Raw genomic sequence first — 22382 nt, forward strand, 5'->3', positions numbered from 1 at the left:
CAGGGGATTTATCCTCTGGACGCCGGAGGCATCGCTTTTATTTTCCGTTCTTCTCTTTCCTCTTTTTCACTTCCGCAAGCCAGGCGGCCTGCTCCTTCTGGTAGGCCTCTTCGCTCTGTTCGGGGAGGTTTGGCTCCTCAATGCGTTTGGGTGCACCGGGCCTGTTTTCAAGGGATCGGAACAGGGAGATGAGGCGGTCCACCTTTTTGGGTGCCATCCCCTCGGCCACGGCAGGCCGGGGGTAAAACCCGGTAAGAAGGATCAGGGAGGGCAGCACCAGAAGGGCCCCGATGGTGGTGGCGGTCATGGTCACGGCCATGAGCAGGCCAAAAAGGACCACGGCCACGAAGTTGGAGGTGGCCAGCACGAGAAAGCCCACCACAAGGGCCAGGGAGGTATAGCTGATGGCCCGGCCCGACACGGCCAGGGTGCGCAGCAGGGACTCCTCCTTGGAGAGGTTGGCTTTGGCGTGGTGGCGGTAGGCCAGGAGAAAATGGATGGTATCATCCACCCCGATGCCGATGGTGATGGAGGCGATGATGCTGGTGAGCATGTCCAGGTGAACCCCGAACCAGCCCATGATCCCGAAGTTGATCATCACCGCAGCCCCCATGGGCACCATGGAAAGAAGGGCGGCGTGCACCGAGCGGAACCGCACCAGCACAATGCCGAAAATCACGCCCAGGCTCAATAGGAGGCTGGAGAGCTGACCCTTTACAATGTAGTCGGTGACCTTGACGTCGATCTTGGGAAACCCCGTGATATGGGCGGAGCCCCCTTGGGGCAGGGCATTGTCCAGCCAGGCCTCGATCTCACCCATGATCCGGCCGGTGCGGGTCGTGCCCACCGAGGCCCCGTCCCCGCTGTAGAGGCGGCACAACAGGTTCATCACCTGCCAGTCCGGGTCCACATAGGCCTCGAACTCATCGGGCCTGCCGTCGTCGTTGTCGTCTTCGCCCCCGTAGATCTCAAAATAGTCCAGCACATCGCCTGCGGAATCGGGCAGGCGATAAAAGGCCGGGTCGTCCCCGTTCATGGCCCGGTGCATCACCATGAGAAAATCGGTGAGGGAATCTGTGCGGCCGATGCACCAGTCCGCCCGCTCCGGCCGGGTCAGCTCCCGGCGAATGGCCTCCACCTGTTTCAGAAAGGCCGGGTCCAGAACCCCGCCGGGGGTTCCGCTGTCGATCAAGAGGTTAAAGCCGGAGCGACCCTTGAACTTCTCTCCCACGGCCCGGGCGCTCACACGGATCTCGTCGTTTTTCTTAAAATAAAGGAGAAAGTCGGACTCCACCTCCAGGCGGTACATGCCCACCACACAAAGCCCCAGGACCAGAACCGTACCGGCCACCACCTTTCGGGGATGCCGGGTCACCAGCCAGGAGAAGAGGTGGATGCAGCGGTCCACTGGGTGGCGCCTGCGTTTTCGCACGGGCGCCTGGGGCACCTTGCCCACCAGGGTGAGAATGGCCGGAATAAGGGAGGAGGCCAGGATCACGGAGAAGACCACGCCCACCGCCGAAAGGAGCCCCCACTCCCGCACCGCGGACAGGCGGCTCGTGGCAAGGGTGGCAAAGGCGATCATGGTGGTGACCCCGGCAAAAAGAACGGTCTGGCTGATGTGCTCCATGGCAAGGCAGAGCCCTTCGGAAAAGCCCTTCTCCTCCATGAGCCGTGAGTCTGCAAGAAACTGGTTGTAGATGTGGATGGCATAGGAGCTGCCCACCGAGACCATGAGGGGAGGAAGGGAGATCCCCAAAGGGGTGATGGAGTAACCAAACCGCCCCATGAGCCCCATGATCCAAACCGTGGAAAGCACCAAAGAGCACAGGGGCAGAAGAAACCCCAGGGGCGACCTGAAATTGATGAAAAAGGTCACCCCCATCACCAGCACCACCAGGGGCAGAAACCGGCGAAGGTCCTTTTGCATGTAAGTGTTGAACCGCACGTTCACCACAGGAGAGCCCTGGGGCATCACCTTGAGATCCTGCTGGGCCTCGCAGATGGCGATGACCTCCCGGGAAATACGGTCCACCCGGGGACGCTTGCTGAAGGTCACCACGATGCCGAAGTCCGTGATCTCCCCTTGAGCGTTTTCCGCATAGATCCCGTGGCGAAAGGCCGGGTTGGCCCGCATGCGCTCCAGAACAGCCGACACATCGTCCCCGGTTGCCGGCATGATCCGCTTTCCGTCGTCGTCTTCTTCCAGGAGCTTGCCCGTAAACAAATCATCGCCCTCGGCGCGGATATCCGAGACACTCATGGGGGAGACCACCCGCTTCACCGGGGCTTCGGCCATGAGGGCCAGGCTCTCTTTCACGGACAGGACAAGGGCATCCAGAGCCTCGGTGCCCAGGGGCTGGCCCGCATCCAGCTTGCGGGCCACCAGGCGCTGGAACAGAGGCCAGGAGGAAAGGTCCTCCAGAAGGGCCTCGGCAGAGGCCGGAGGCTCTTGGGCCAGGTCCGTCAAGCGCTTTAGGCCTGCGTCCATCTCCATGGACGGGTAGTCCTTGTACGCCTCAAGGTCCTCCACCAGGGTCTCCACATGCCCGAAAAAGGCGGGGGTCATGGCCTTGCCGGAGACCTCGATAATAAAAAACCGGCTGTTGTCCCCGTAGATCTCCTTGGCTGCTTCGTTTTGAAGGTAGTCGCGATCGTCCCGGGGCATAAAGGCCTCCAGGGCGTTGTTGAAAGTCAGGAGCCCCAGGCCAGGGGCCAGGTAGGCCGTGATGATGGCAAGCACCCCCAGAACGAGAAGGGGGTGAGCAATAACAAATCGAATGTAGCGTCTCATAAATTTCACCTGTGTCGAGAAAGAGCAGATACCGTTGATCACCCACTATTTGTACGACAGGTAAAACAAAAGGACAAAATAAAACAGCCCTCTCAGGGCCAAACAGATGCCTCACCACCAAAGGCACAACGAACAGAAAAAAGCCAGCCTCCGGCGGCGAGGTGAGCCACCTCGAAAGCAGGTTGCGCATGCGCTTTCCCTCTCAGTCCTCGGGGAAAATCACATTCGCCTTTGATTTTGATTGGCCTGAATCTGTTTTTCCAAAATCTGTTTATTAACCCCGTCTTTCTAAAATCTGGTAAGGGGGCGGTAAAAATAAAATATCCAAACGCCGAATGGCGACGCTGAAGCAATCACCTTGAACGATAGGTCGATACGCAGCAGCGTTGATTCGGCCGGAATCGGTCACTTGTACAATTGTTTTTGTAACTATTCAGCTTGCCTCCGGCGGGTCGCTTTTTTAAAAAAATGCTCCGCAAAAAACTTTCCGGTAGAAAGATTAAAACAGTCAAAATCGCTGAAATTCATGTCAAAGCTGTCAAGACCTGTTAGTCAAACTTTTCAAAAGTTTGGCCCCCGGCAGGGCCGCCGGAGGCTTTTTTCAAATGAACCACGCCAAAAAGCCTTCGCATATAAGTGTGTTTGAATACCCCACACCGCCCACCACGGGCGTAGCCCGTCAGCAAATGTGACGTCCCTGAGGGACGAAGGGATGGAACATTTGCAAACCTGGGGTGCAGGGGACTTATCCCCTGCCCGCCGGAGGCGAGCTTTTATACGTCTTTTTTCTTGTTTACCCGGGCCCGGGTGACGGCGTATTTTCCGAATTTTTCACGGATGGCATCCACGCTGTGCTCCACCTTTTCCCAGCCGTCGTCCTGGGCCTGGCGGCGGGCGACCTGGCCGAAGAGATCCAGCTGGCTGGGGGCTGCGGATTCGTCGTGGGTGAGCTGGGAACAGCCGAGGCCCACGAGGCGGATGCGCTGGCCTTTCCATTCTCGATTGAAAAGGGCCACGGCTTCTTCGTAAATCCGGCCGGAGAGGTGGGTGGGGGTATCCAGGGTGGTCTGGCGGGTGATGCGACGGAAGTCGGCAAAGGTGAGTTTGATGGCCACGCGCCTTGCAAAGAGCCCTTTGCGGCGGAGCTGGGCAGCCACCTCGTCGGCCTGGGCGAGAAAGCGGGTGTGGACAAGGGCCGGGTCGGTGGTGTCCTTATCCAGGGTGGTCTCGCTGCTGATGCTCTTGGCTTCGTCGGCCTCGGACGACACCTGGGAGCTGTCCCGCCCCCAGGCCAGGTCGGTGAGGCGCTCACCGGCGGATCCCATCTTGTTGATAAGGGCCTGGGCGGGGTACTGCCTGACATCCCCCAGGGTCCGGATGCCCAGCTCTTCGAGGAGGGCCACGGTCCGCTTGCCCGCCCCCGGGACCTTTTTCACGGGCAGGGCCACGAGAAAGGCGTCCATGGCTTCGGGGGAGATCACGTACATGCCGTCGGGCTTGTTGATGTCCGAGGCGACCTTGGCCAGGAATTTCAGAGGGGCCACGCCCACGCTGCAGGTGAGGCCGGTCTCCTCGGCCACCCGCTTTCGAAGGGTGCGGGCGATGGTCTCGGGGGGGCCGAAGAGGCCCTGGCACCCGCTGACATCGAGGTATCCTTCGTCGATGGAGACCTGCTCCACCAACGGGGTGTACTCCCGGCAAATGGAAAAAACCCGGGCAGAGATCTCCTTGTATCGCTGCCGGTTTCCGGGGACGACCCGGGCATGGGGACAGAGCTTCAGGGCCTGATAGAGGGGCATGGCCGAGTGCACCCCGAAACGACGCGCCTCGTAGCTTGCCGTGGAGACCACGGACCGGGCGGAGTGGCCGGAGACCACCACGGGCTGCCCGCGCAGCTCGGGGTGGTCCAGCTGCTCCACTGCGGCGAAAAACGCATCCATGTCAAGGTGAAGAATCATGCCGGATCCCCGTAAACGATCATTAGAATTAAGGTGTGGAGCCAAGGCGAGCCCGCCCTCCTGCACACATGTAAGGTAGCATCGGCCCCTTTGCTTTTCAACACGGGGAGGGGGAACCGGCAGGGTCAACGCATGTAAAAAGCCAATTGCCTCCGGCGGGTCGCTTTTTGAAAAAAGCGCCGCAAAAACGTTCCGGTAATAAAAAAAGAAAAGGGGCTATGCCTTGCAGGGACGCATCCTCAAAAAACAAAACCTGTTTGTCAAACGTTTTGCCCCGGCAGGGCCGCCGGAGGCAAAAATCTAAATGCGTTAACCCTGGGGGAACCGGGCGTTGTTTTGGATTATGATATATAATATATCAGATATCTTGCACCATATCCAAAAAGGGAACCAAATTCCCGACAGAGCATGCTCACCACAGCTGACAACACCGACTTTCCCCTCCACCGGTACCCGGTGATGACAATGAGTCCATAAATCGCCAGGGGAACGCACATCAAGAACCATCCAAAATCACACAGGATCCGCCTGTTTTACCGTCTACCCCTACAGACGCCGGATATTCCGTGCTCCGGCCCCTTGAAATTTAGTTGCCAAAAATTACAAATTTGTTGCCTTCACCCCGGTTTTTCCCTATCACTGACCCATGGCGGCGGCTCGGGAAGGAGACGCCTTCAGTCAGCCGCCCCCGCCCGACGGCAGGCAAAAGGCCTGTCGCCCGGCCCCCTTATCAAAAGGCAGCCCCCCTCGGCCCTGCCGGGGAGTCGATGCCATTTCAGAGCCTTTGGGAGACGGCATGAAACGCCTGAACGAAACGAGACTCTTCTTTGAAATCAGCAAAGCCCTCCACGAGCACCTCGACCTCAAAAACGCCCTGTACAATGTGCTGAACATCCTGGAAGAGGGGATGGATATGGAGCGGGGCACCATCACACTCCTGAACTCCAGGCGTAACGAGATCAACATCGAGGTGGCCCACGGCCTCTCCAAGAGCGCCATGCGCAAGGGCAAGTACCGGCCCGGAGAAGGGATCACCGGCACCGTCTTTGAAAAAGGCGAGCCCGTTGCCATTCCCAAGATCAGCGAAGAGCCTCTTTTTCTGGACCGCACCGCATCCCGCAAGCACAACGGGGTGGAGTACTCCTTCTTCTGCGTGCCGGTCATCAAGGGAAAGCGGGTCATCGGCGCCCTGAGCGTGGACCGGCCCTTTGAGGCGAGCTTTTCCCTCACCGAAGGCACGGAGATCCTCTCGGTGGTGGCCACCATGATCGCCACCCACGTGATCAATTTAGAACGGATCAACCGGGAAAAGGAAAAGCTCAAAGAGGAGAACACCCGCCTGCGCACGGAGCTGGAGAACAAATACCGGTTCACCAACATCATCGGCAACTCCAACAAGATGCGGGAGGTCTACCAGATGATCTCCCAGGTGTGCAAAAGCAACGCCACCGTGCTGGTCAGGGGTCAGAGCGGAACCGGCAAGGAGCTGGTGGCCAACTCCATCCACTACAACTCCAACCGGGCCAAACACCCCTTTATCAAGGTCAACTGCGCGGCCCTGCCCGAGAACCTCATCGAAAGCGAGCTCTTCGGCCATGAAAAAGGTGCCTTTACCGGTGCCATCAACCAGAAGCAGGGAAAATTCGAGCTGGCCCACAAGGGGACCCTCTTCCTGGACGAAATCGGATCCATCAGCCTGGATGTGCAGGTGAAGCTCTTACGGGCGCTGCAGGAAAAAGAGTTCGAACGGGTGGGGGGACACCGCACCTTTAAAAGCGACGTCAGGATCATCGCGGCCACCAACAAAAACCTGGAACAGGCCGTGGACGAGGGGTCCTTTCGGGGCGACCTCTACTATCGGCTCAACGTCTTCCCCATCTTTCTCCCCCCTCTAAAAGAGCGCAAAACCGATATCCTCCTTCTGGCCGACTACTTTGTGGAAAAGTACGCCAAGGAGAACGAAAAGGAGATCCGGCGCATCTCCACCCCGGGCATCGACATGCTCATGAGCTACCACTGGCCGGGCAACGTCCGGGAGCTGGAAAACTGCATTGAGCGGGCCGTGCTCCTCTGCAACGAAGGGGTGATCCACGGCTACCACCTGCCGCCCACCCTCCAGACCGGCACCGAGTCCGGCACCCTGCCGGCCAAGACCCTGGAAGAGGCCACGGCCAACCTGGAGCGGGAGATGATCATCGACACCCTCAAGAACACCCGGGGCAACATCACCGCCGCCGCCCAGATGCTGGGCACCACCGTCAGGAAATTCTCCTACAAGGCCCAGAAATACGATATTCATTACAAGGATTACAGATAGGGCATGCTTAAAATCTGGGTAACTATTCCGTTCATCGTTGCCTCCGGCGGCCAAACGTTTGCCTGGTTTATTCAAAGCGGGTTCATCAGAAACGTTTTTTGCGAAGCTTTTTTCAAAAAAACGACCCGCCGTAGGCAACTGAGTAGTTACAAAATCTGCTCACCAAACATTTCAAAAAAAATGCCGCAGCACGTTGCCCTTGAACCTCGGGTAACTCACTGCGGCATTTTATTTGAAAAAGCGATCTGTTGTTCAGTGGCCCACAAGGCGCGGGGCAAGGCCCAGGTCCTGGGAGACTCCGATGCGCACATCGGTGTGGGGCCCCCGTGCATCGAGGATGATGACGCACCAGCGGGTTTTCTTGTTGAAAAGAAGCACCGTGGAGGGCTCGGAGGCGCAGGCCGTCACCAGGGTCCACTCTCTCTTCTTGAGCTCGGCCCTGAAGAAGATTTCCAGGGAGGTTTTCAGGACCCGTCCTGTGTAGACAATAAGCCCGGTCTTCTCGCCCCGGGTCTCCATCAGCAGGGTGTGCTCGGCCACCTCATAGAGTTCGCCCGGCACCGGGATGTCCCCGAACTGGGAGAGAAAGGGGCGTACTTCCAGAAACTGTTCCTCTTTGTGGATCTGCCGGGACATCAGATAGGCCTGTCGCCTGTCCACAGGCTCCACCCGCGCCACACAGGAGGCCATCAGGCAGGCCCCCAGCACCATCATCAAAAACCGATATCGGATCCACCCGGGTTGTGCCATCACCTCTCTCCCACGCTGCGTCGTTATAGATCCACCCGAATCAGAGCATCACTGGTCGGTTACGCCTCCGGCGGCACGCTTTTTTAAAAAAAGCGCCGCAAAAACGTTCCGGTCACATCCCTTTTTGCCGCTCAGCCCCCATGGGGTTGAGCCGCAAAAAGGGATGCTGATTTAAAGGAGCCGCAACACCCGGCCCCACACTCCCCTTTTCGGCTGGTTTTCCCCTTAGCTTTACCCCTGCTTTGAGGGCAAAAGACGAGCAAACGTAAACGTTCCTTCCCATGACACGCCCCTTAAGCCTCATGGCCGCCGTTGATCTTTGCCCTGATTTCGGGGAAACTATTCAGATCGCCTTCTATGGTTAAAGTCGGTACCAAAAGCCTGCCTCCGGCGGCAAGGTGGGGGCACCTTGAAACCCTATGGCGAATGCATGGAAGCAGTGGCCTTACACACGCTTTCGGGGGCATTCGCGTGGTGTGTGACATATGGCCATCGTTTTTGCAGGAAAGGCCCCTTTCATAATTCTGGAAACACGATAAGTGGCACTTGGGATTCGCTTGACTTAAACCGGGATAACTCCGGGGTGTTTGTTTTTTAAAAAAGCTCCGCAAATACGTCCCGGTTGCACATCTGTTCGGTGTGAAGCAATGGGCTTATCGGCAACGCCATATAAGAGCATAAGCGTTTACAAGACCTGTTTGTCATACTTTTTAAAAGTTTGGCCCCGGCAAGGCCGCCGGAGGCAAACAGATACGAAACAATTACATTTCGGGCTAGCTTTTGAGCCAGCCGTTTACCCCTTATTTACCGGAGATCCCCATGACCGCTGTTTCCCTCGACCCCCGACTGGACCATGACTGCTTTACCCTGGGCACCTTAAACGGGCTCTGTCTGCTTCTGATGAACAACAAAAAGGTCCCCTGGTTCATCCTTGTGCCCCCCACCCAGAAGACCGAGCTCTACGAACTGGAGGCTCCCCTTCAGGAGGCCGTGCACAAGGCGGTCTGCACTCTTTCCCGCCTGACGAAAGAGAGCCTGGGCGCAGAAAAACTCAACGTGGCCGCCATCGGCAATGTCGTCTCCCAGCTCCACATCCACGTGGTGGGCCGCTTTGCCTCCGACTACTGCTGGCCCGCACCGGTCTGGGGAGCCCCCGGCGCTGAGCCCTACACCGATACCGAGGCACAGGAGCTCATCAACACCCTCAAAACCCAGCTTGGCGACGATTTTCTATGGGCTTGAGTGTGACCTGCAGGACAAACGCATTGAGATGTTTGCCTCCGGCGGCCCTGCCGGGGGCCAAACTTTTGAAAAGTTTGACAAACAGGTTTTGCTCAATTTCACGAAAATCTTCGCGGAAGCTCTTCCCCTGAGGAACGAAGGGGGAGGGCTTTCGTAACCTGAGGTCCAGGGGATCATCCCCTGGCCGTCGGAGGCAGGCTTTTCCATGCACTTTAACCATAGAAGGCTGTTGTTTGGAGCTGAATCGTTACATGCGTTGGCCCTGATTAAACCCGTGCCACCCGTGTGGTGCTGCCGGTTTCCCGGTCGGGGGTCAGGCGCAGGTGGTGGGTGATGCAGGAGAGGGTGTCGGTCTCGGTGTGGGTGACGTAAATCAGGGTGGTTTTTCCGCTCATGCCCACCCGGTCGGCCAGGTTGAGGACAAAGCGGCTGTTGGCATCGTCCAGCCCCTGGCAGGGTTCGTCCAGGATGAGAAGGGCAGGGGCCTTGATCATGGCCCGGGCAATGAGGACCATGCGCTGCTCCCCTGAGGAGAGGCTGCGTAAGGGGCTCTCTTTGCGATGGGACAGGTTCATGGCCTCGAGCCAGGCAAGGGCCGCCTCTTTCTCTTTTGGGGAAAACCGCCGGTAGGTGCCGATGGAGTCGGTAAGACCCGAAAGGATGGCGGAAAAGGGGGTGGCAGAGGCTCTGTAGCCAATCTGGAACTCGGCGGAGAGGTAGCCGATCTCTTTTTTGATGTCCCAGATGCTCTCTCCGGTGCCCCGCCTGCGCCCGAAAAGGGAAATGTCTTTGCCGTAGGCCTTGGGGTTGTCCCCGTTGATCATGGAGAGCAGGGTGGACTTTCCCGAACCGTTGGGCCCGGTGATCATGAGGTGCTCCCCTTTTCTCAGGGTAAAACTGACCCCTGACACCACAGGCCGCCCGTTGTAGGCCACGGACACGTCCTGAAACCGGACCAGAGACTCTCCTTCCATGAACATGGTAGAGTCTTCTGCCGGAACAAAGCAGGCATCGGAAAGCGCCGCAGGGGCCGAAGCAGCCCCGGCAGGTCGCTTTTGGGCCCACCCGTCTGCAGGACCACAGTACACAAGCCGCCCCTGGTTCATCTCGGCCACATGGGTCACCCAGGGCATCATCTCCTTTTCCCGTCCCAAAATGAGCACCGGGGTCACCCCGGCACGGGACAACCCGTGGATACGCTCTCCCAGGGAGGCTGTGGCCCCTTTGTCCAGACCGCAGAAGGGGTCGTCCAGGACCATGAGGGTGGGCTCTTTCATCAGGGCCCGGCAGATGAGGGTCTTTCGGATCTCTCCGGTGGAGAGAAAGCGCAGGCCCCTTTCAAACAGGGTCTCCAGGCCAAAGGATTCCCCCAGAAGGCGTGCCCTGGCCTCGTCCTTCACCTGCTCCATGATAAACCCCAGCGCAGAACGGCCGGGATCGATGCGGTCCATGTAGTCGGTGTCGTCTTCCCGGATTTCCCGCTCAATGGTGGCCAGGTGCTCTTCAAAGGAGAGGTGGCCCACGGCCTCGGGCCTGCCGGTGAGGCTCCCGGAGGTGGGCTCGGCCTTACCGGCCAGAAGGGTTCCCAGGGCTGATTTTCCAGAGCCGTTGGGCCCTGTGACGGCCCAGACCTGCCCCGGAGAAAGGGTGAGGTTGATGTCGCGAAGCCAGGCGTTGCCTGCGATACGATAGTCCACGGATGCAAGTGTCATGTCCATGGGGCGTATATAGCACAGCCATGGCCCAAACTTTAAGGGAGATTCTTTGTAACGCTTCAGCTTACCTCCGGCAGCAAGGTGTGCCACCTTGAAAGCAGATAGCAGATGTCATTTGCCCCTCGTTCCTCGGATCAACTCACATCTGCATTTAAAACGGCATTCATGTAACTATTTTTTTATGACCTGTTTGTTCAACTTTTTAAAAGTTTAGCCCCCGGCAGGGCCGCCGGAGGCTGTTTTGATCTGAATGATTACGATTCTTTTTCCGGCCATGCTGCCCCAGAAGCCCCCGGTGCATCGAGGGATATCGCCCATAATCGGGCTGTGCCAGCCCATTGCCCCCCACCGAAGAGGGCATACCCACCTTAAAAACCATCATTACACCAGCTTCAACCAACACAAATCCACCAAAACACGCAACAGGCCACCTATTTTCTCCACAACACCTTTACCTGGCACCTTAATTTGTATACCAGCCCCATTTTTTCACCAAAACTCTACCCAAGAAGCTGAAAAAAGCCCAACAAAACCCCCAATTGTTCATAACTTTTCACCTTTTTCCATCTCTTTTCCGCGTTCCGTTCCCTTGCCCCACCCCTTCCCAAGGGGCGCCCGAGGCGCCATTTTCACCCAAACCCATTGAGATCCATAGAAAAACAGCCTTTTTATTTACTGATCGGTATGGTAATTTTTTAAACAGACCCAACGCCATGGGCACCCTTTGAATCCGCCTCCCCACCCTTTTCCACGCCCCCCTTGTCCCATGGCCTGCCTGATGGTCGGTAACAAATGCCTCCCAGGGGTTCGGTTTCCATATTTTTAACAACAGCAGGACAACATGCGTATCACCTCGTCCCACAACTGCCGGCGCCACCCCACAGGAAGCATCACGCACCACTCCGCCCGCGTCATCCGGGCGGGCATCCTCACGCTGCTGGCCCTTGTCCTGATGCTGTGGGGAACCTGCCGGGCCGAGCCCCTCACCGTGGGGTTCCTTGCAGGGGGCGGAGGGCTCGGGGACCAGTCCTACAACGACATGACCTGGATCGGGCTGGCCAAGGCCCGCGAGCAATACGGCATTCGCCTCATCTACGCACCGGTTGAAGAGAACGACGCCTCACGGACAGAGGCTTTGGACACCCTGCTCTCCGCCGGAGCCACGGCGGTGGTCTGCAACGGGGCGGGCCTTCTGCCCCTGATCAAGTCCGTGGCATCCCAACATCCTGAGGTCACCTTCATCATCAATGATCACCTTATCCAAGGTTACGACAACATCGTCTCCACCACCTTTGCGAACCACGAAGGGTCTTTCCTGGCCGGGGTCCTGGCCGGTGCCATGACCAAAACCCGGCGCATCGGGTTCATCGGCGGGGTCCGCATGTGCGCCATCCGCTCTTTTCACATGGGGTTCACCCAGGGGGTCCGGTTCGCCAACCCCCAGGCCACGGTGATCACGCGCTACATCGCCGAGGCCGGTGACTACTCCGGCTTCAGCAACCCCGATGCCGGCTACGCTCTGGCAGATGCCCTTTACAGCCAAGGCACGGACATCATCTATGCCGTGGCCGGGCTTTCGGGCAACGGGGTCATCCAGGCCGCACGGACACACAACCGCTACGTCATCGGCGTGGACGCCGACCAGGACCACATGGCCCGGGGGCTTGTCCTCACCAGCATGATGAAGCGCCTGGACCGGGCCTCCCTCATGGAGGTGGAAAAGATCCTCTCCCGGCGCTTCCAACCCGGAGAGAGCCCGTACAACCTGAAAAACGGCGGCGTCAGCTTAAGCCCCATGCGGTTCACCCGGGACCTGATCCCCGAGGCGATCCATCGGCAGCTGAAGCTGGCGGAATCCGACATCATCTCAGGAAAACTCACCGTACACCGGTGCGAGGAGGCCGCCCCATGAAATCACTCATCCTTTTTCTGGCAGCCCTTTTGATCGGTGCCGTTCCCGCTTCGGGGTCCTCCCTCACCGTGGGGTTTCTCGTGGGCTATTCCGGCATCGGGGACCAGTCCTTCAACGACATGACCTACGCCGGCCTCATCAAGGCCAAGCAGGACCTTGGCATCGGCGTGGTGGTGGAGGACATGGAAAAATCACAGGCCGCGGCCGAAAAAGCCATGCAACGTCTTCTTCAGCGCCCGGTGCAGGTAATCGTGGCCAACGGCTTTGAGTTCAAAGAGCTGGTGACCACCTACGCCAGGCGTCACCCCGAGGTCTATTTCATCATGCACGATGTCCCCATCAAGGGCCTCCCCAACGTCGTCTCCACGGTGTTTGCCGTGGAGGAGGGGTCTTTTCTGGCCGGCCTCCTGGCAGCCTCCATGCCCGGCGCCCAGAAGGTGGGATACATCGGTGCCGTGGACATCCCGGTGCTGACCCCCTTTCTCACCGGGTTTCGCGCCGGGGTACGTTACGCCTCCCCGGGCATCCCCCTGGAGGTGGCCTTTATCTCCGAGGCCCCGGACTACAGCGGCTTCAACGACCCGGCCAGGGGACATGCCGTGGCCACCGAGATGTACGAACGGGGAGCCACCACCATCTTTTCCGTGGCAGGCCTGACGGGCAACGGCGTGATCCAGGCGGCCCGGGCCGCCGACCGCTTTGTCATCGGCGTGGACTCGGACCAGGACCACCTTGCCGTGGGCCATGTCCTCACCAGCATGATGAAGCGCCTGGACATCGCCACCTACAAAGAGGTGGCCAAGATTGCCATGGGCCGCTTTCACCCCGGCATTCGCCACTACGGCCTTTTGGAAGAGGGGGTGGGTCTGTCCCCCATGACCTACACCCGCACCCGGATCCCCGAAGCCCTCCTTGACCGTTTAGAGGAGGTGCGCCTGAAGATCATCGCCGGTGAGATTCGCCTTCCCCGAACCGCTGTCCCGCCAAAAGGAGCGCCATGACCTTTGCCTGGACACTCCAGCGAAAAATCACCACCGGGATTCTCCTGATCCTCCTGGCGGCCCTGATCCTGTCCGGGGCCCTCATCCTGGACAAGCAGCGGCACCAGCTCATGGGGGACCTTACCCGGCAGACCGAGCGTCTCACCGCCCTGGTGGCGGAGTTCAGCGTGCAGCCCCTGGAAAAGTACAACTACTTCATCCTGGAGGAGGTGGCCTTGAGCGTGGAGCAGTTTCCCCAGGTGGCCTTTTGTGAAATCTACGATACCTCCGGCAACTCCCTCATCAACATCAAGACCATCATCCGCGGCAAGGATGTCACCAAAAAGCAGCGCCGCACCGGCAACAACATCCTCATCGCCTCCCGGGCCATCACCTCCGATATCGGTGCCCCCTTAGGCGAGGTCGAAATCGGAATCTTCACCGACACCGCCGTTGCCCAGCTCCGCATGGACGCCATCACCTTGAGCGTGGGCAGCTTTCTCATCCTGGGGCTGGTGGCTGTGAGCCTCCACCTTTTCCTCTCCAAAAGCATCGTCACCCCGGTGGTCACCCTCTCCACCATGGCCAAGGCCCTCTCCCGGGGAGAGTTCGTCAAGCCCGACCTGGGGGTGCGCACAGATGAAATCGGAGAACTCTGCCACGCCTTCCAGGAGATGAGCAGCAACCTCAAGCACCTGTACGCCCACCTTGAAAAAGAGGTGGAGGAACGGACCGGGGAGCTGGAAGGGGCCAACCGGCTCCTGCAGGAAGAAATAGAAGAAAAAGAGGCCATGGGTGAGGCCCTGCACAAAGCCAAGGAAGAGGCTGAAGTGGCCAACCGGTACAAGAGCATCTTCGTGGCCAACATGAGCCATGAAATCCGTACCCCCCTAAACGCCATCCTGGGCTACGCCCAGCTCCTCCAGCAAAAGGAGCTGGGTGACCCGGACACCACCCACGCCGTGGACACCATCGAAAAAAGCGGGACCCACCTGCTGGGGGTCATCAACGACATCCTCGATTTTTCCAAGATCGAAGCGGGCCAGATGGACCTTCGGGTGACCCCCTTCGACCTCATGGCCCTGCTGGCCAACCTGGACACCCTTTTTGCCCTGAGGTGCAAGCACAAGCACCTCGCCTGGGAAGTCTCCGGACCCGAGGGCCGCACCTGCCTTCCGGTGGAAGGCGACGAAGGCAAACTTCGCCAGGTGCTCATCAACCTGCTCAACAACGCCGTCAAGTTCACCGGAGCCGGAGCCATCCGCCTCCGTGTGCGGGAAACCGCCCCGGACCTCTTTCACTTTGAAGTCCGGGACACCGGCACCGGCATCCCGGAAACAGCCATGACAACCATCTTCCTTCCCTTCCGCCAGGGCCACACCGACGCCCGGGAAGAGGGCACGGGCCTGGGCCTGCCCATCTCCGACCGATATGTCCGGCTCATGGGGGGCAAACTGGAGCTGGCCTCGGGCGAGGGCCTGGGAAGCTGCTTTCACTTCACCCTCAAGCTGCCCCAGGTGCCCATGGAAAGCCTGCCTGCCCCGCCATCGCCCCCAAGCCCCAGGACCCTGGATAAAAACGGGGCCCTTACAGCCATGGTGGTGGACGACAACCAGCACAACCGGGACGTCCTTGCCACCATCCTCAAAGGGCTGGGATTTGACGTTGCCACCGTGGACAACGGACGGGACGCCCTGGCACAGCTGGACACCCGCCCCACGGACATCCTCTTTCTGGACTACCACATGCCCGGCCTCAACGGACTGGACACGGCCCGGAAGGCCAGGGCCAGACAAGGTCCGGCCCCCGTCCCCACGGTGCTGGTCACCGCCGACGTCTTTGAACTCAAAGAGCAGCTCGCCCAAGAGGAGGGCATTGACCACTGCATCCCCAAACCCCTTCGCATCGACGACGTGACCCATGCCGTGGAAACCCTGCTCCCCGTGGCCTTTAAGCCTGTTTCCAAGCCATCCCACCCACCGCCCCCCACAAAGGCTGACCTGCCGCCGGACCTTCGCCGCGCTGTGCGGGAGGCAGCCCGATTCGGAAAAATCAGCGAACTCAAAAAGCTTACGGGACAACTGGACGGAGAGGCCAAAGAAACCATGACCCGACTGATGCGAAAATACGACATGGACGGCATCATCGCCCTGATGGATGCTGCCGCCCAGGGAGATCCCCATGCAGACCCCTGACGAACACACCCCCGCCCCTCCGAGAATCCTCATCGTGGACGACAAGGCGGAAAACATCGACCTCATCATGAAAATCCTGGAACCGGAAGGATACAACCTCGCCTTTGCCACCAACGGCACCAAGGCCATTGAGGTGGCCCGCCACTTTCTCCCGGATCTCATCCTCATGGACGTGATGATGCCCCCGGGCCCCGACGGATTTGCCACCTGCAGCGCCCTCAAGGCCGACCCCCTCACCGAGGACATCCCCGTGGTTTTTGTCACGGCCAAGGGCGAAACCACGGCCATTGTGGAAGGGTTCCGATGCGGGGGCCAGGACTACATCCCCAAGCCATTCAGGCGAGAAGAGGTCCTCTCCAGGGTCCGCACCCATGTGCAGGTGCGCCTCCTCATCGCCAAGCAGGCCCGGCTCATCGAAGAGCTCCAGCAGGCCCTCTCCCATGTCAAAACCCTCCGCGGCCTCCTGCCCATCTGCGCCTCCTGCAAAAAGGTGCGCGATGACGACGGCTACTGGCACCAGATCGAAAAATACCTCTCCACCCACTCGGAGCTGGGGTTTACCCACGGCATCTGCGCCGACTGCGCAAGGCGTCTCTACCCCGACCTCGACCTCTCGGACCTTTCGGATGTCCCCGACGACAACGTGTGACCGCCTTAAAAACGCATGTCATAAGCACCAGGGCGGCAAAACCATGGCCACGTGTATCATTCCTGCCCTGAAGAGGGGTATCCGGCACGTCAGAAGGGTAAAGGGGTGCGTCAAAAAAGAACAAAAACACAGCATACAACCCAAACATAGGCCATTATCCATACCCACCCAGCCAAAACACATCAAAACCCATCCACACCCAGCCAAAATTCAAGCAGAATAACTCCAAAAACAACATTTCAAAAAGAACACACCCCCATTGTTCATAACTTTTGCGTTTTTCTGAACAATCGGTTGCCTCCCGCATTTTTTGAGGTTGCAGTGGTCTGAAGGCCGTGATATTGGTCATACCAAAAAACATCTTCATGGAGTATTGGTATGACCAAAATAGAGACGGAGGGCCGCCTCTTTCACACGGTGGCCAAAGCCATTGCCGCCCGCATCCAGAGCGACGAGTGGCCGCCGGGCACCCGGCTTCCCTCGGAGCGAAGCCTGGCCGAACACTTCGGTGTCTCCCGGAGCTGCATCCGAGAGGCCATCCGAACCCTCTCCGAGCAGCAGATCGTAGAAACACGCAGGGGAGCCGGGACCTTTGTCTCCGAGCCCGACGAATCAGCCCTGGCCGCCCACCTGGCCCGGGTGGTCCCTTTGAAAACCGAACGCCTCGCAGAGATCTTCGACGTCCGGCGCATCATCGAACCCCAGCTTGCTGCCCGGGCAGCCCTTCACATCACCGAAGAGCAGATCGTCCGCCTCAAGCTGCTGGTCTTTGAACAGGAAAAACGGGCCCTGGCCGGAGAGACCACCGAAGACATAGACCAGGCCTTTCACCTCTGCCTTGCCGAAGCCTCGGGCAACGGCATCCTGCTCAATGTGGTGAAAAACCTCACCTCCATCCTCACGGAGTCCCGCACCGAGGCACTCCAGACCCCGGAGCGCAGCCGCCTGTCGGTCATCGCCCACGTGGAGGTCATCGATGCCCTGGAGCGGGGAGACAGCGCAGGGGCCGAAGCCGCCATGCGCCGCCACCTTGAAACCGTGGAGCAGGCCGTATTTGAAGGGGAGGAGTCACAATGGCCTCCGGCGGACAGCTGATTGCCCCTGTGGTTCGTCCCTGGTTTTCCGGGGTGAAATGATTCGCCAAGGCTTCCGCAAAGCCCAATCAAAACCTGTTTGTTCAACTTTTTTAAACGTTTCGCCCCCGGCAGGGACGCCGGAGGCTGCTTTTAGAATCCAGAATAGGACGGAATCGAGATATGCTGACATCGTTTATGATTTACGCGGTTGTGGGCGCCATCGCCGGCGTCCTGGCAGGACTCCTCGGCATCGGGGGCGGTCTGGTAATCGTGCCCATGCTGGTCTTCAGTTTCACCCTTCAGCACATCCCCCAGGAGCTCATGATGCACCTGGCCCTGGGCACCTCCCTGGCCAGCATCATCTTCACGTCGGTCTCCAGCTTCCGGGCTCACCACAAGCGCGGTGCCGTACGCTGGGATGTATTCAAGCGCATCACCCCGGGCATCATCGTGGGGACCCTTGCCGGGTCCTGCGTGGCCTCCACCCTCCCCACCCACATCCTCAAAGGGATCTTTGTGGCCTTTCTCTACTACGTGGCCACCCAGATGATTCTGGGCAAAAAACCCGCGGCCTCCCGGCAGCTTCCCCGCACCGCAGGCATCTTCGGGGCAGGGGGCGTCATCGGCTCCTTTTCCAGCCTCGTGGGCATCGGGGGCGGCACCCTGTCGGTTCCCTTCCTCACCTGGTGCAACATCCCGGTCCACCACGCCATCGGCACCTCGTCGGCCATCGGGCTGCCCATCGCCCTGGCAGGGGCCTTCGGCTACATCCTCAACGGCCTGGGCACCCCGGACCTTCCCGACCTCTCCCTGGGTTTTGTCTACCTCCCGGCCCTTTTCGGCACCATCTGCTTCAGCGTGCTCACCGCCCCTGTGGGCGCCAAACTCGCCCACAGCCTGCCCGTAGACAAACTCAAACGCATCTTCGCCATCCTCCTCTACGTGGTGGCCACCCGCATGCTTATCAGCGTGTTTTAAAGTCAAAAAAACGCCTCCGGCGGCAAGGTGAGCCACCTTGAAAGCAGGTTGCCATTGCGCTTTTGACCTTCGTTCCTCAGGTCAAAAGCGCAATGGCATTCAAACCGGGATTCGGGTGTATGCGGCCCGGACCACAAACGTCCAAATAACAGGATACGTTACCGTAGCGTGACGACGATCGGCATTAACGTCCATACCTCCAGAAAGATCGCCGGAGGCAACTCTACACTGACTAAATAAAGAGGCCGTGTGTCACCCCATGGGCGGCACACGGCCTCTTTTATTTCACCGTTCAAGGCAGCCCAGAAACCGGTCACCCTTTCCGGGCGAAGCCCGTCAGCGAATGTGATCGACCTGAGGAACGAAGGTCGGGAGCATTCGCGAACCTGGGGTCAAGGGGCTTGCCCCTTGCCGCCGGAGGCTTGTTTTTTCAACCACGTTGCCCATAGAAAGCCTTTTTTAAGACTTTACCAACCCGTAGCCGGTCTCGCCGTGGAGGACCTGGTCGAGTCCGATAACTTCGGACTCTTCGTCCACGCGGAAGCCCAGGGTCTTTTCAATGACGATGCACAGGACAAGGGTCACACCGGCGGCCAGAAGGATGGTTGCGCCCATGCCGGTGAGCTGGACAAGGAGCTGGTCAAGGGGGCCCCAGGCTTTTCCTGCAGCGACCGAGGCCTCGTCCATCCAGCTGTCCCGGATAAAAAAGGAGAGCATGAGAACCCCCAGGCCGCTACCCACGCCGTGGATGCCGAAGCAGTCCAGGGAGTCGTCGTAGCCGAGTTTGGGCTTGAGGGTCAGGGCCCAGTAGCAGAGACAGGACGAAAGAGCCCCCAGGATCAGGGCACCGCCGGGCTGCACCACACCGGCGGCCGGGGTGATGACCACAAGGCCAGCCAGGATGCCGGAAACAAAGCCCAGGGCCGTGGCCTTCTTAAAGATCCATGCCTCGATGGCCAGCCAGGTGAGGGCGCCTGCGGCGGCGGAGATCTGGGTCATGGCCAGGGCCCGGGCCGTGTCCAGGCCGCTGCCCAGGGTGGAACCGGCGTTGAACCCGAACCATCCCACCCAGAGGAGGCCTGCGCCCATCATGGTCATGACAAGGTTGTTGGGGTGAAAGGCTGTTTTCGGAAACCCCTTGCGGGGCCCTAGGTACAGGGCGGCCACCAGGGCGCTGATCCCCGCGGAGACGTGGATCACCAGCCCCCCGGCAAGGTCGATGACCCCGGCTGCACCGGTGTTCAGCAGCCACCCGTCCGGTGCCCAGATCCAGTGGCACAAGGGAGCGTAGACAAAGAGAAACCACAGAGCGATAAAGGCGATGTACCCCCTGAACTTGACCCGCTCGGCAATGGCCCCGCTGATCAGGGCCGGGGTGATGATGGCAAATTTTCCCTGGAACATGGCGATGATGTAGTCGGGGATCCCGCCTGTCACCCGGGAGTCGATGCCGGAGAGCAGAAAATAGTCAGGGTTCCAGCCCCAGAATCCGCCCAGGATGCTCTCCCCGAAGGTAAGACTGTATCCACACACCACCCAGAGCACCCCGATGACGGCCAGGGCCACAAAGGTGTGCATCATGGTGGAAAGCACGTTCTTGGTCCGCACCAGCCCGCCGTAAAACATGGCCAGGCCCGGCACCATCAAAAGCACCAGGGCCGTTGAGATCAGCATCCAACTCGTGCTGCCCGTGTCCACCCCGTCCCCTGTGAGGGCAAAGGCCGCCCCTTTGAGCGTCGCCCATGCCCCTGCCGCCATCACCGCTGTTCGAACCCAATGTCTCATCGTTTATCCCCATCAGAAAGTTCACAATAAGTCCCTTACGAAAAATTTCTTCATGATTTCGGGGATATCCCCAATCAAGTTCCGTGCCACCGCAGAGCGACCCAAACCATTGATCAGAAATTCAGATAGTTCCATGAAAATCCACACACGACAACACCGCAAAGAAAGTTACACTTATGTAATTCACAAGCCGTATTGATTGCAGTTTTGTTGTTTTTCGCCCCTCGATAAAACCTTTAAAAGACGTAACTATTCAGCTTATGCCTCCGGCGGCCCTGCCGGGGGCTAAACTTTTAAAAAGTTTAACAAACAGGTTTTAAAAAATCATTTTGAGTGAATTTTTACTTTAAAGGCGGATGTGATTTGACCCGAGGAACGAGGGGCAAAACACATCCGCAACCTGCTTTCAAGGTGGCACACCTTGCCGCCGGAGGCTGTTTTTTTGAGCTGAATAGTTACTAAAAGACAAGCCTTCGATTCAAAAAACGGCCTCCGGCGGCCAAGGGCTGAGCCCTTGGATCCCAGGATCGCAAATGCTCCGGGGCTAACGCCCCTACACATTTGCTGACGGAGGCACGCTTTTTGAGCACAGCCCTTAGTCGCTCTGCTTCATCTTTTTGAGGCGTTTGCTTAAGGCGGGCTGGGAGATGCCGATGAGGCGGCTGGCGATGGACTGGTTGCCGTCGGCACGCTTCATGGCCTCGGTCACGAGGAGATCTGTGACGTCATGGACGGAGGGCAGGGATTTGGTGGCCACGAACACGCTGTCGTCCTCAAGGGAGCTTCCGGGTTCGTGGTCATGGGCGGGCAGGGTCATGGAGCCGATCTTGCGTTTAAAGGCATCCAGGGAGAGCATTTTTGCCTTGTGGGTACTCACGGCGTCATGGGCCATGGCCTGGAGTTCCCGGACGTTGCCGGGGAAGGGGTAGTTGGCAAGGAGGGTCTCCAGCTCCCGGGGGTAGGTGGGCCGCTTTTTGCCCAGGGCGTCGGCGGCTTCGCCGAGGAAGTGGTTGAGGAGAAGGGGAATATCCCCTTTGCGCTCCCGCAAGGGGGGGATATGCACGTGGTGGGCGCAGAGGCGGTAGTAGAGGTCCTTGCGAAACTCGCCTTTGGCCTGTTTCTTGTCCAGGTTCTGGTTGGTGGCCACCACGATGCGGGCGTTCATGCGTTTGGGGCGATCGCTGCCCAGGGGGTAGTACTCCCCGTTCTGGATAAGGCGGAGCAGTTTTACCTGGGAGGTGACGCTCAGGTCGCCGATTTCATCGAGGAAGAGGGTGCCCTGGGCCGCCTGCTCCACCATCCCCTTGCGCACCCCGTGGGCACTGGTAAAGGCCCCGGGGGCATGCCCGAAGAGGGTGTCGGAAAAGACGTTGTCGTCCAGGCCGGCCACGTTGATGGAGATGAGAGGCCCTTCCACCCCGCTGAGGCGATGGGCGGTGTGGGCAAAGAGCTCTTTTCCCACGCCGCTCTCCCCGGTGATGAGGATGGGCATGGCGCTTTTGGCCACGGACTCCATGTACTGAAACACGGCCCGCATGGATTTGTCGCCGGTCAAGATCTCTTCAAAGGCGTCCGGGTGTTCCAGGCGATCGTGGAGGAGTCGGCTTCTGATCTCCTTGTGCTCCTTGGACATCTCCACCATCTGGATGGCCCGGTTCACGCCCATGACCAGGCGGTCTTCCTCATTGGTCTTGACGAAGTAGTCGTAGGCCCCCAGCTTCATGCACCGCACGGCCGGCTCGATCTGGTTGATGCCGCTGATGATGATCACCACAACATCGGGATGCTCTTCGATGATGGACGAAAGGAGCTTGTCCCCGGAGAGCCAGGGCATGTTCAAATCCAGGAGCACCAGGCCAAAGCCCCCTTGGGACAGGATCCCCATCACCTCCCGGCTGTCCTGACAGCGGGTGAGGTTGTTGATGCCGGCCGACCGCTCCAGAGCGATGGAAAGACTTCGGATAAAAGGCTCTTCATCGTCAACGATCAGCACCTTGAATGAGGGGTAGAGGGATTTTTTGGGAATCACGG

General features: G+C 59.2%; 15 protein-coding genes. 8 read left to right on the plus strand and 7 right to left on the minus strand.

All coding sequences use genetic code 11. The features are described from left to right. Positions 1–37: 37 nt before the first annotated feature. Positions 38–2794 carry an efflux RND transporter permease subunit gene (locus tag MSL71_RS06890; protein WP_180138124.1) on the minus strand — a complete coding sequence of 919 codons (2757 nt, stop codon included), beginning with the start codon at positions 2792–2794 and terminating at the stop codon, positions 38–40. Between the two features lie 773 nt (positions 2795–3567). Next, positions 3568–4752: a DNA polymerase IV gene (gene dinB / locus MSL71_RS06895; protein WP_180138127.1), complete on the minus strand. Its 1185-nt coding sequence runs from the start codon at positions 4750–4752 to the stop codon at positions 3568–3570. Between the two features lie 796 nt (positions 4753–5548). Between dinB and MSL71_RS06900 the strand changes: the two genes are divergently transcribed. Then, positions 5549–7069 carry a sigma-54 interaction domain-containing protein gene (locus tag MSL71_RS06900; protein WP_180138129.1) on the plus strand — a complete coding sequence of 507 codons (1521 nt, stop codon included), beginning with the start codon at positions 5549–5551 and terminating at the stop codon, positions 7067–7069. 252 nt (positions 7070–7321) lie between these two features. Here MSL71_RS06900 and MSL71_RS06905 read toward each other — a convergent pair whose 3' ends face one another. Then, positions 7322–7819: a hypothetical protein gene (locus MSL71_RS06905; RefSeq protein WP_180138131.1), complete on the minus strand. Its 498-nt coding sequence runs from the start codon at positions 7817–7819 to the stop codon at positions 7322–7324. 819 nt (positions 7820–8638) lie between these two features. Between MSL71_RS06905 and MSL71_RS06910 the strand changes: the two genes are divergently transcribed. Then, positions 8639–9061: an HIT family protein gene (locus tag MSL71_RS06910; protein WP_180138133.1), complete on the plus strand. Its 423-nt coding sequence runs from the start codon at positions 8639–8641 to the stop codon at positions 9059–9061. Between the two features lie 266 nt (positions 9062–9327). Here MSL71_RS06910 and MSL71_RS06915 read toward each other — a convergent pair whose 3' ends face one another. Next, positions 9328–10779: an ATP-binding cassette domain-containing protein gene (locus MSL71_RS06915; RefSeq protein ID WP_180138135.1), complete on the minus strand. Its 1452-nt coding sequence runs from the start codon at positions 10777–10779 to the stop codon at positions 9328–9330. A gap of 838 nt (positions 10780–11617) precedes the next feature. Here MSL71_RS06915 and MSL71_RS06920 point away from each other — a divergent pair. The 4 genes from MSL71_RS06920 to MSL71_RS06935 are packed head-to-tail and all read left to right on the plus strand — an operon-like array spanning position 11618 to position 16512. Beyond that, positions 11618–12688 (plus strand): BMP family lipoprotein, encoded by a 1071-nt coding sequence (locus MSL71_RS06920; RefSeq protein WP_180138137.1) that lies wholly within the window; start codon positions 11618–11620, stop codon positions 12686–12688. Beyond that, positions 12685–13689, plus strand: a complete 1005-nt coding sequence (locus MSL71_RS06925) for a BMP family lipoprotein (RefSeq protein ID WP_180138140.1) — start codon at positions 12685–12687, stop codon at positions 13687–13689. The genes MSL71_RS06920 and MSL71_RS06925 overlap by 4 nt, the downstream gene beginning before the upstream one ends. Next, entirely contained in the window at positions 13686–15863 is a 2178-nt protein-coding gene (locus MSL71_RS06930; protein WP_180138142.1) for an ATP-binding protein, read from the plus strand. Before MSL71_RS06925 ends, MSL71_RS06930 begins: the two co-directional genes overlap by 4 nt. After that, on the plus strand, positions 15850–16512 hold the full coding sequence (locus tag MSL71_RS06935; RefSeq protein ID WP_180138144.1) for a response regulator: 663 nt from the start codon (positions 15850–15852) through the stop codon (positions 16510–16512). The genes MSL71_RS06930 and MSL71_RS06935 overlap by 14 nt, the downstream gene beginning before the upstream one ends. 154 nt (positions 16513–16666) lie before the next feature. Here the strand turns inward: MSL71_RS06935 and MSL71_RS06940 are convergent, their stop codons facing one another. Next, on the minus strand, positions 16667–16861 hold the full coding sequence (locus MSL71_RS06940; RefSeq protein ID WP_180138146.1) for a hypothetical protein: 195 nt from the start codon (positions 16859–16861) through the stop codon (positions 16667–16669). A 29-nt stretch (positions 16862–16890) separates the two neighbouring features. On the opposite strand from MSL71_RS06940, the gene MSL71_RS06945 reads away from it, so the two are divergent. After that, on the plus strand, positions 16891–17607 hold the full coding sequence (locus tag MSL71_RS06945) for a FadR/GntR family transcriptional regulator (RefSeq protein WP_180138148.1): 717 nt from the start codon (positions 16891–16893) through the stop codon (positions 17605–17607). Between the two features lie 161 nt (positions 17608–17768). Then, a complete protein-coding gene (locus MSL71_RS06950) occupies positions 17769–18566 on the plus strand; it encodes a sulfite exporter TauE/SafE family protein (RefSeq protein WP_180138150.1) in 798 nt (265 codons plus the stop codon). Between the two features lie 459 nt (positions 18567–19025). Here MSL71_RS06950 and MSL71_RS06955 read toward each other — a convergent pair whose 3' ends face one another. Together MSL71_RS06955 and MSL71_RS06960 are read right to left on the minus strand one after the other, a co-directional pair. Beyond that, a complete protein-coding gene (locus MSL71_RS06955; RefSeq protein WP_180138152.1) occupies positions 19026–20351 on the minus strand; it encodes an ammonium transporter in 1326 nt (441 codons plus the stop codon). A gap of 595 nt (positions 20352–20946) precedes the next feature. Continuing rightward, positions 20947–22380, minus strand: coding sequence for a sigma-54-dependent transcriptional regulator (locus MSL71_RS06960; protein ID WP_246317733.1), 1434 nt, complete (start codon positions 22378–22380; stop codon positions 20947–20949). Positions 22381–22382: the final 2 nt, after the last annotated feature.

It is taken from the genome of Desulfoluna butyratoxydans, assembly GCF_900699765.1.
In the GTDB taxonomy this organism is placed as follows: Bacteria; Desulfobacterota; Desulfobacteria; order Desulfobacterales; family Desulfolunaceae; genus Desulfoluna; species Desulfoluna butyratoxydans.

Bases quoted from the DNA above. Each gene is read 5' to 3' on its own strand.
- MSL71_RS06925 (WP_180138140.1), top strand. From the start codon at position 12,685: ATGAAATCACTCATCCTTTTTCTGGCAGCCCTTTTGATCGGTGCCGTT.
- MSL71_RS06915 (WP_180138135.1), bottom strand. From the start codon at position 10,779: ATGGACATGACACTTGCATCCGTGGACTATCGTATCGCAGGCAACGCC.
- MSL71_RS06950 (WP_180138150.1), top strand. From the start codon at position 17,769: ATGCTGACATCGTTTATGATTTACGCGGTTGTGGGCGCCATCGCCGGC.
- MSL71_RS06935 (WP_180138144.1), top strand. From the start codon at position 15,850: ATGCAGACCCCTGACGAACACACCCCCGCCCCTCCGAGAATCCTCATC.
- MSL71_RS06940 (WP_180138146.1), bottom strand. From the start codon at position 16,861: ATGACCAATATCACGGCCTTCAGACCACTGCAACCTCAAAAAATGCGG.
- MSL71_RS06890 (WP_180138124.1), bottom strand. From the start codon at position 2,794: ATGAGACGCTACATTCGATTTGTTATTGCTCACCCCCTTCTCGTTCTG.
- dinB (WP_180138127.1), bottom strand. From the start codon at position 4,752: ATGATTCTTCACCTTGACATGGATGCGTTTTTCGCCGCAGTGGAGCAG.
- MSL71_RS06905 (WP_180138131.1), bottom strand. From the start codon at position 7,819: ATGGCACAACCCGGGTGGATCCGATATCGGTTTTTGATGATGGTGCTG.
- MSL71_RS06955 (WP_180138152.1), bottom strand. From the start codon at position 20,351: ATGAGACATTGGGTTCGAACAGCGGTGATGGCGGCAGGGGCATGGGCG.
- MSL71_RS06930 (WP_180138142.1), top strand. From the start codon at position 13,686: ATGACCTTTGCCTGGACACTCCAGCGAAAAATCACCACCGGGATTCTC.
- MSL71_RS06945 (WP_180138148.1), top strand. From the start codon at position 16,891: ATGACCAAAATAGAGACGGAGGGCCGCCTCTTTCACACGGTGGCCAAA.
- MSL71_RS06920 (WP_180138137.1), top strand. From the start codon at position 11,618: ATGCGTATCACCTCGTCCCACAACTGCCGGCGCCACCCCACAGGAAGC.
- MSL71_RS06910 (WP_180138133.1), top strand. From the start codon at position 8,639: ATGACCGCTGTTTCCCTCGACCCCCGACTGGACCATGACTGCTTTACC.
- MSL71_RS06900 (WP_180138129.1), top strand. From the start codon at position 5,549: ATGAAACGCCTGAACGAAACGAGACTCTTCTTTGAAATCAGCAAAGCC.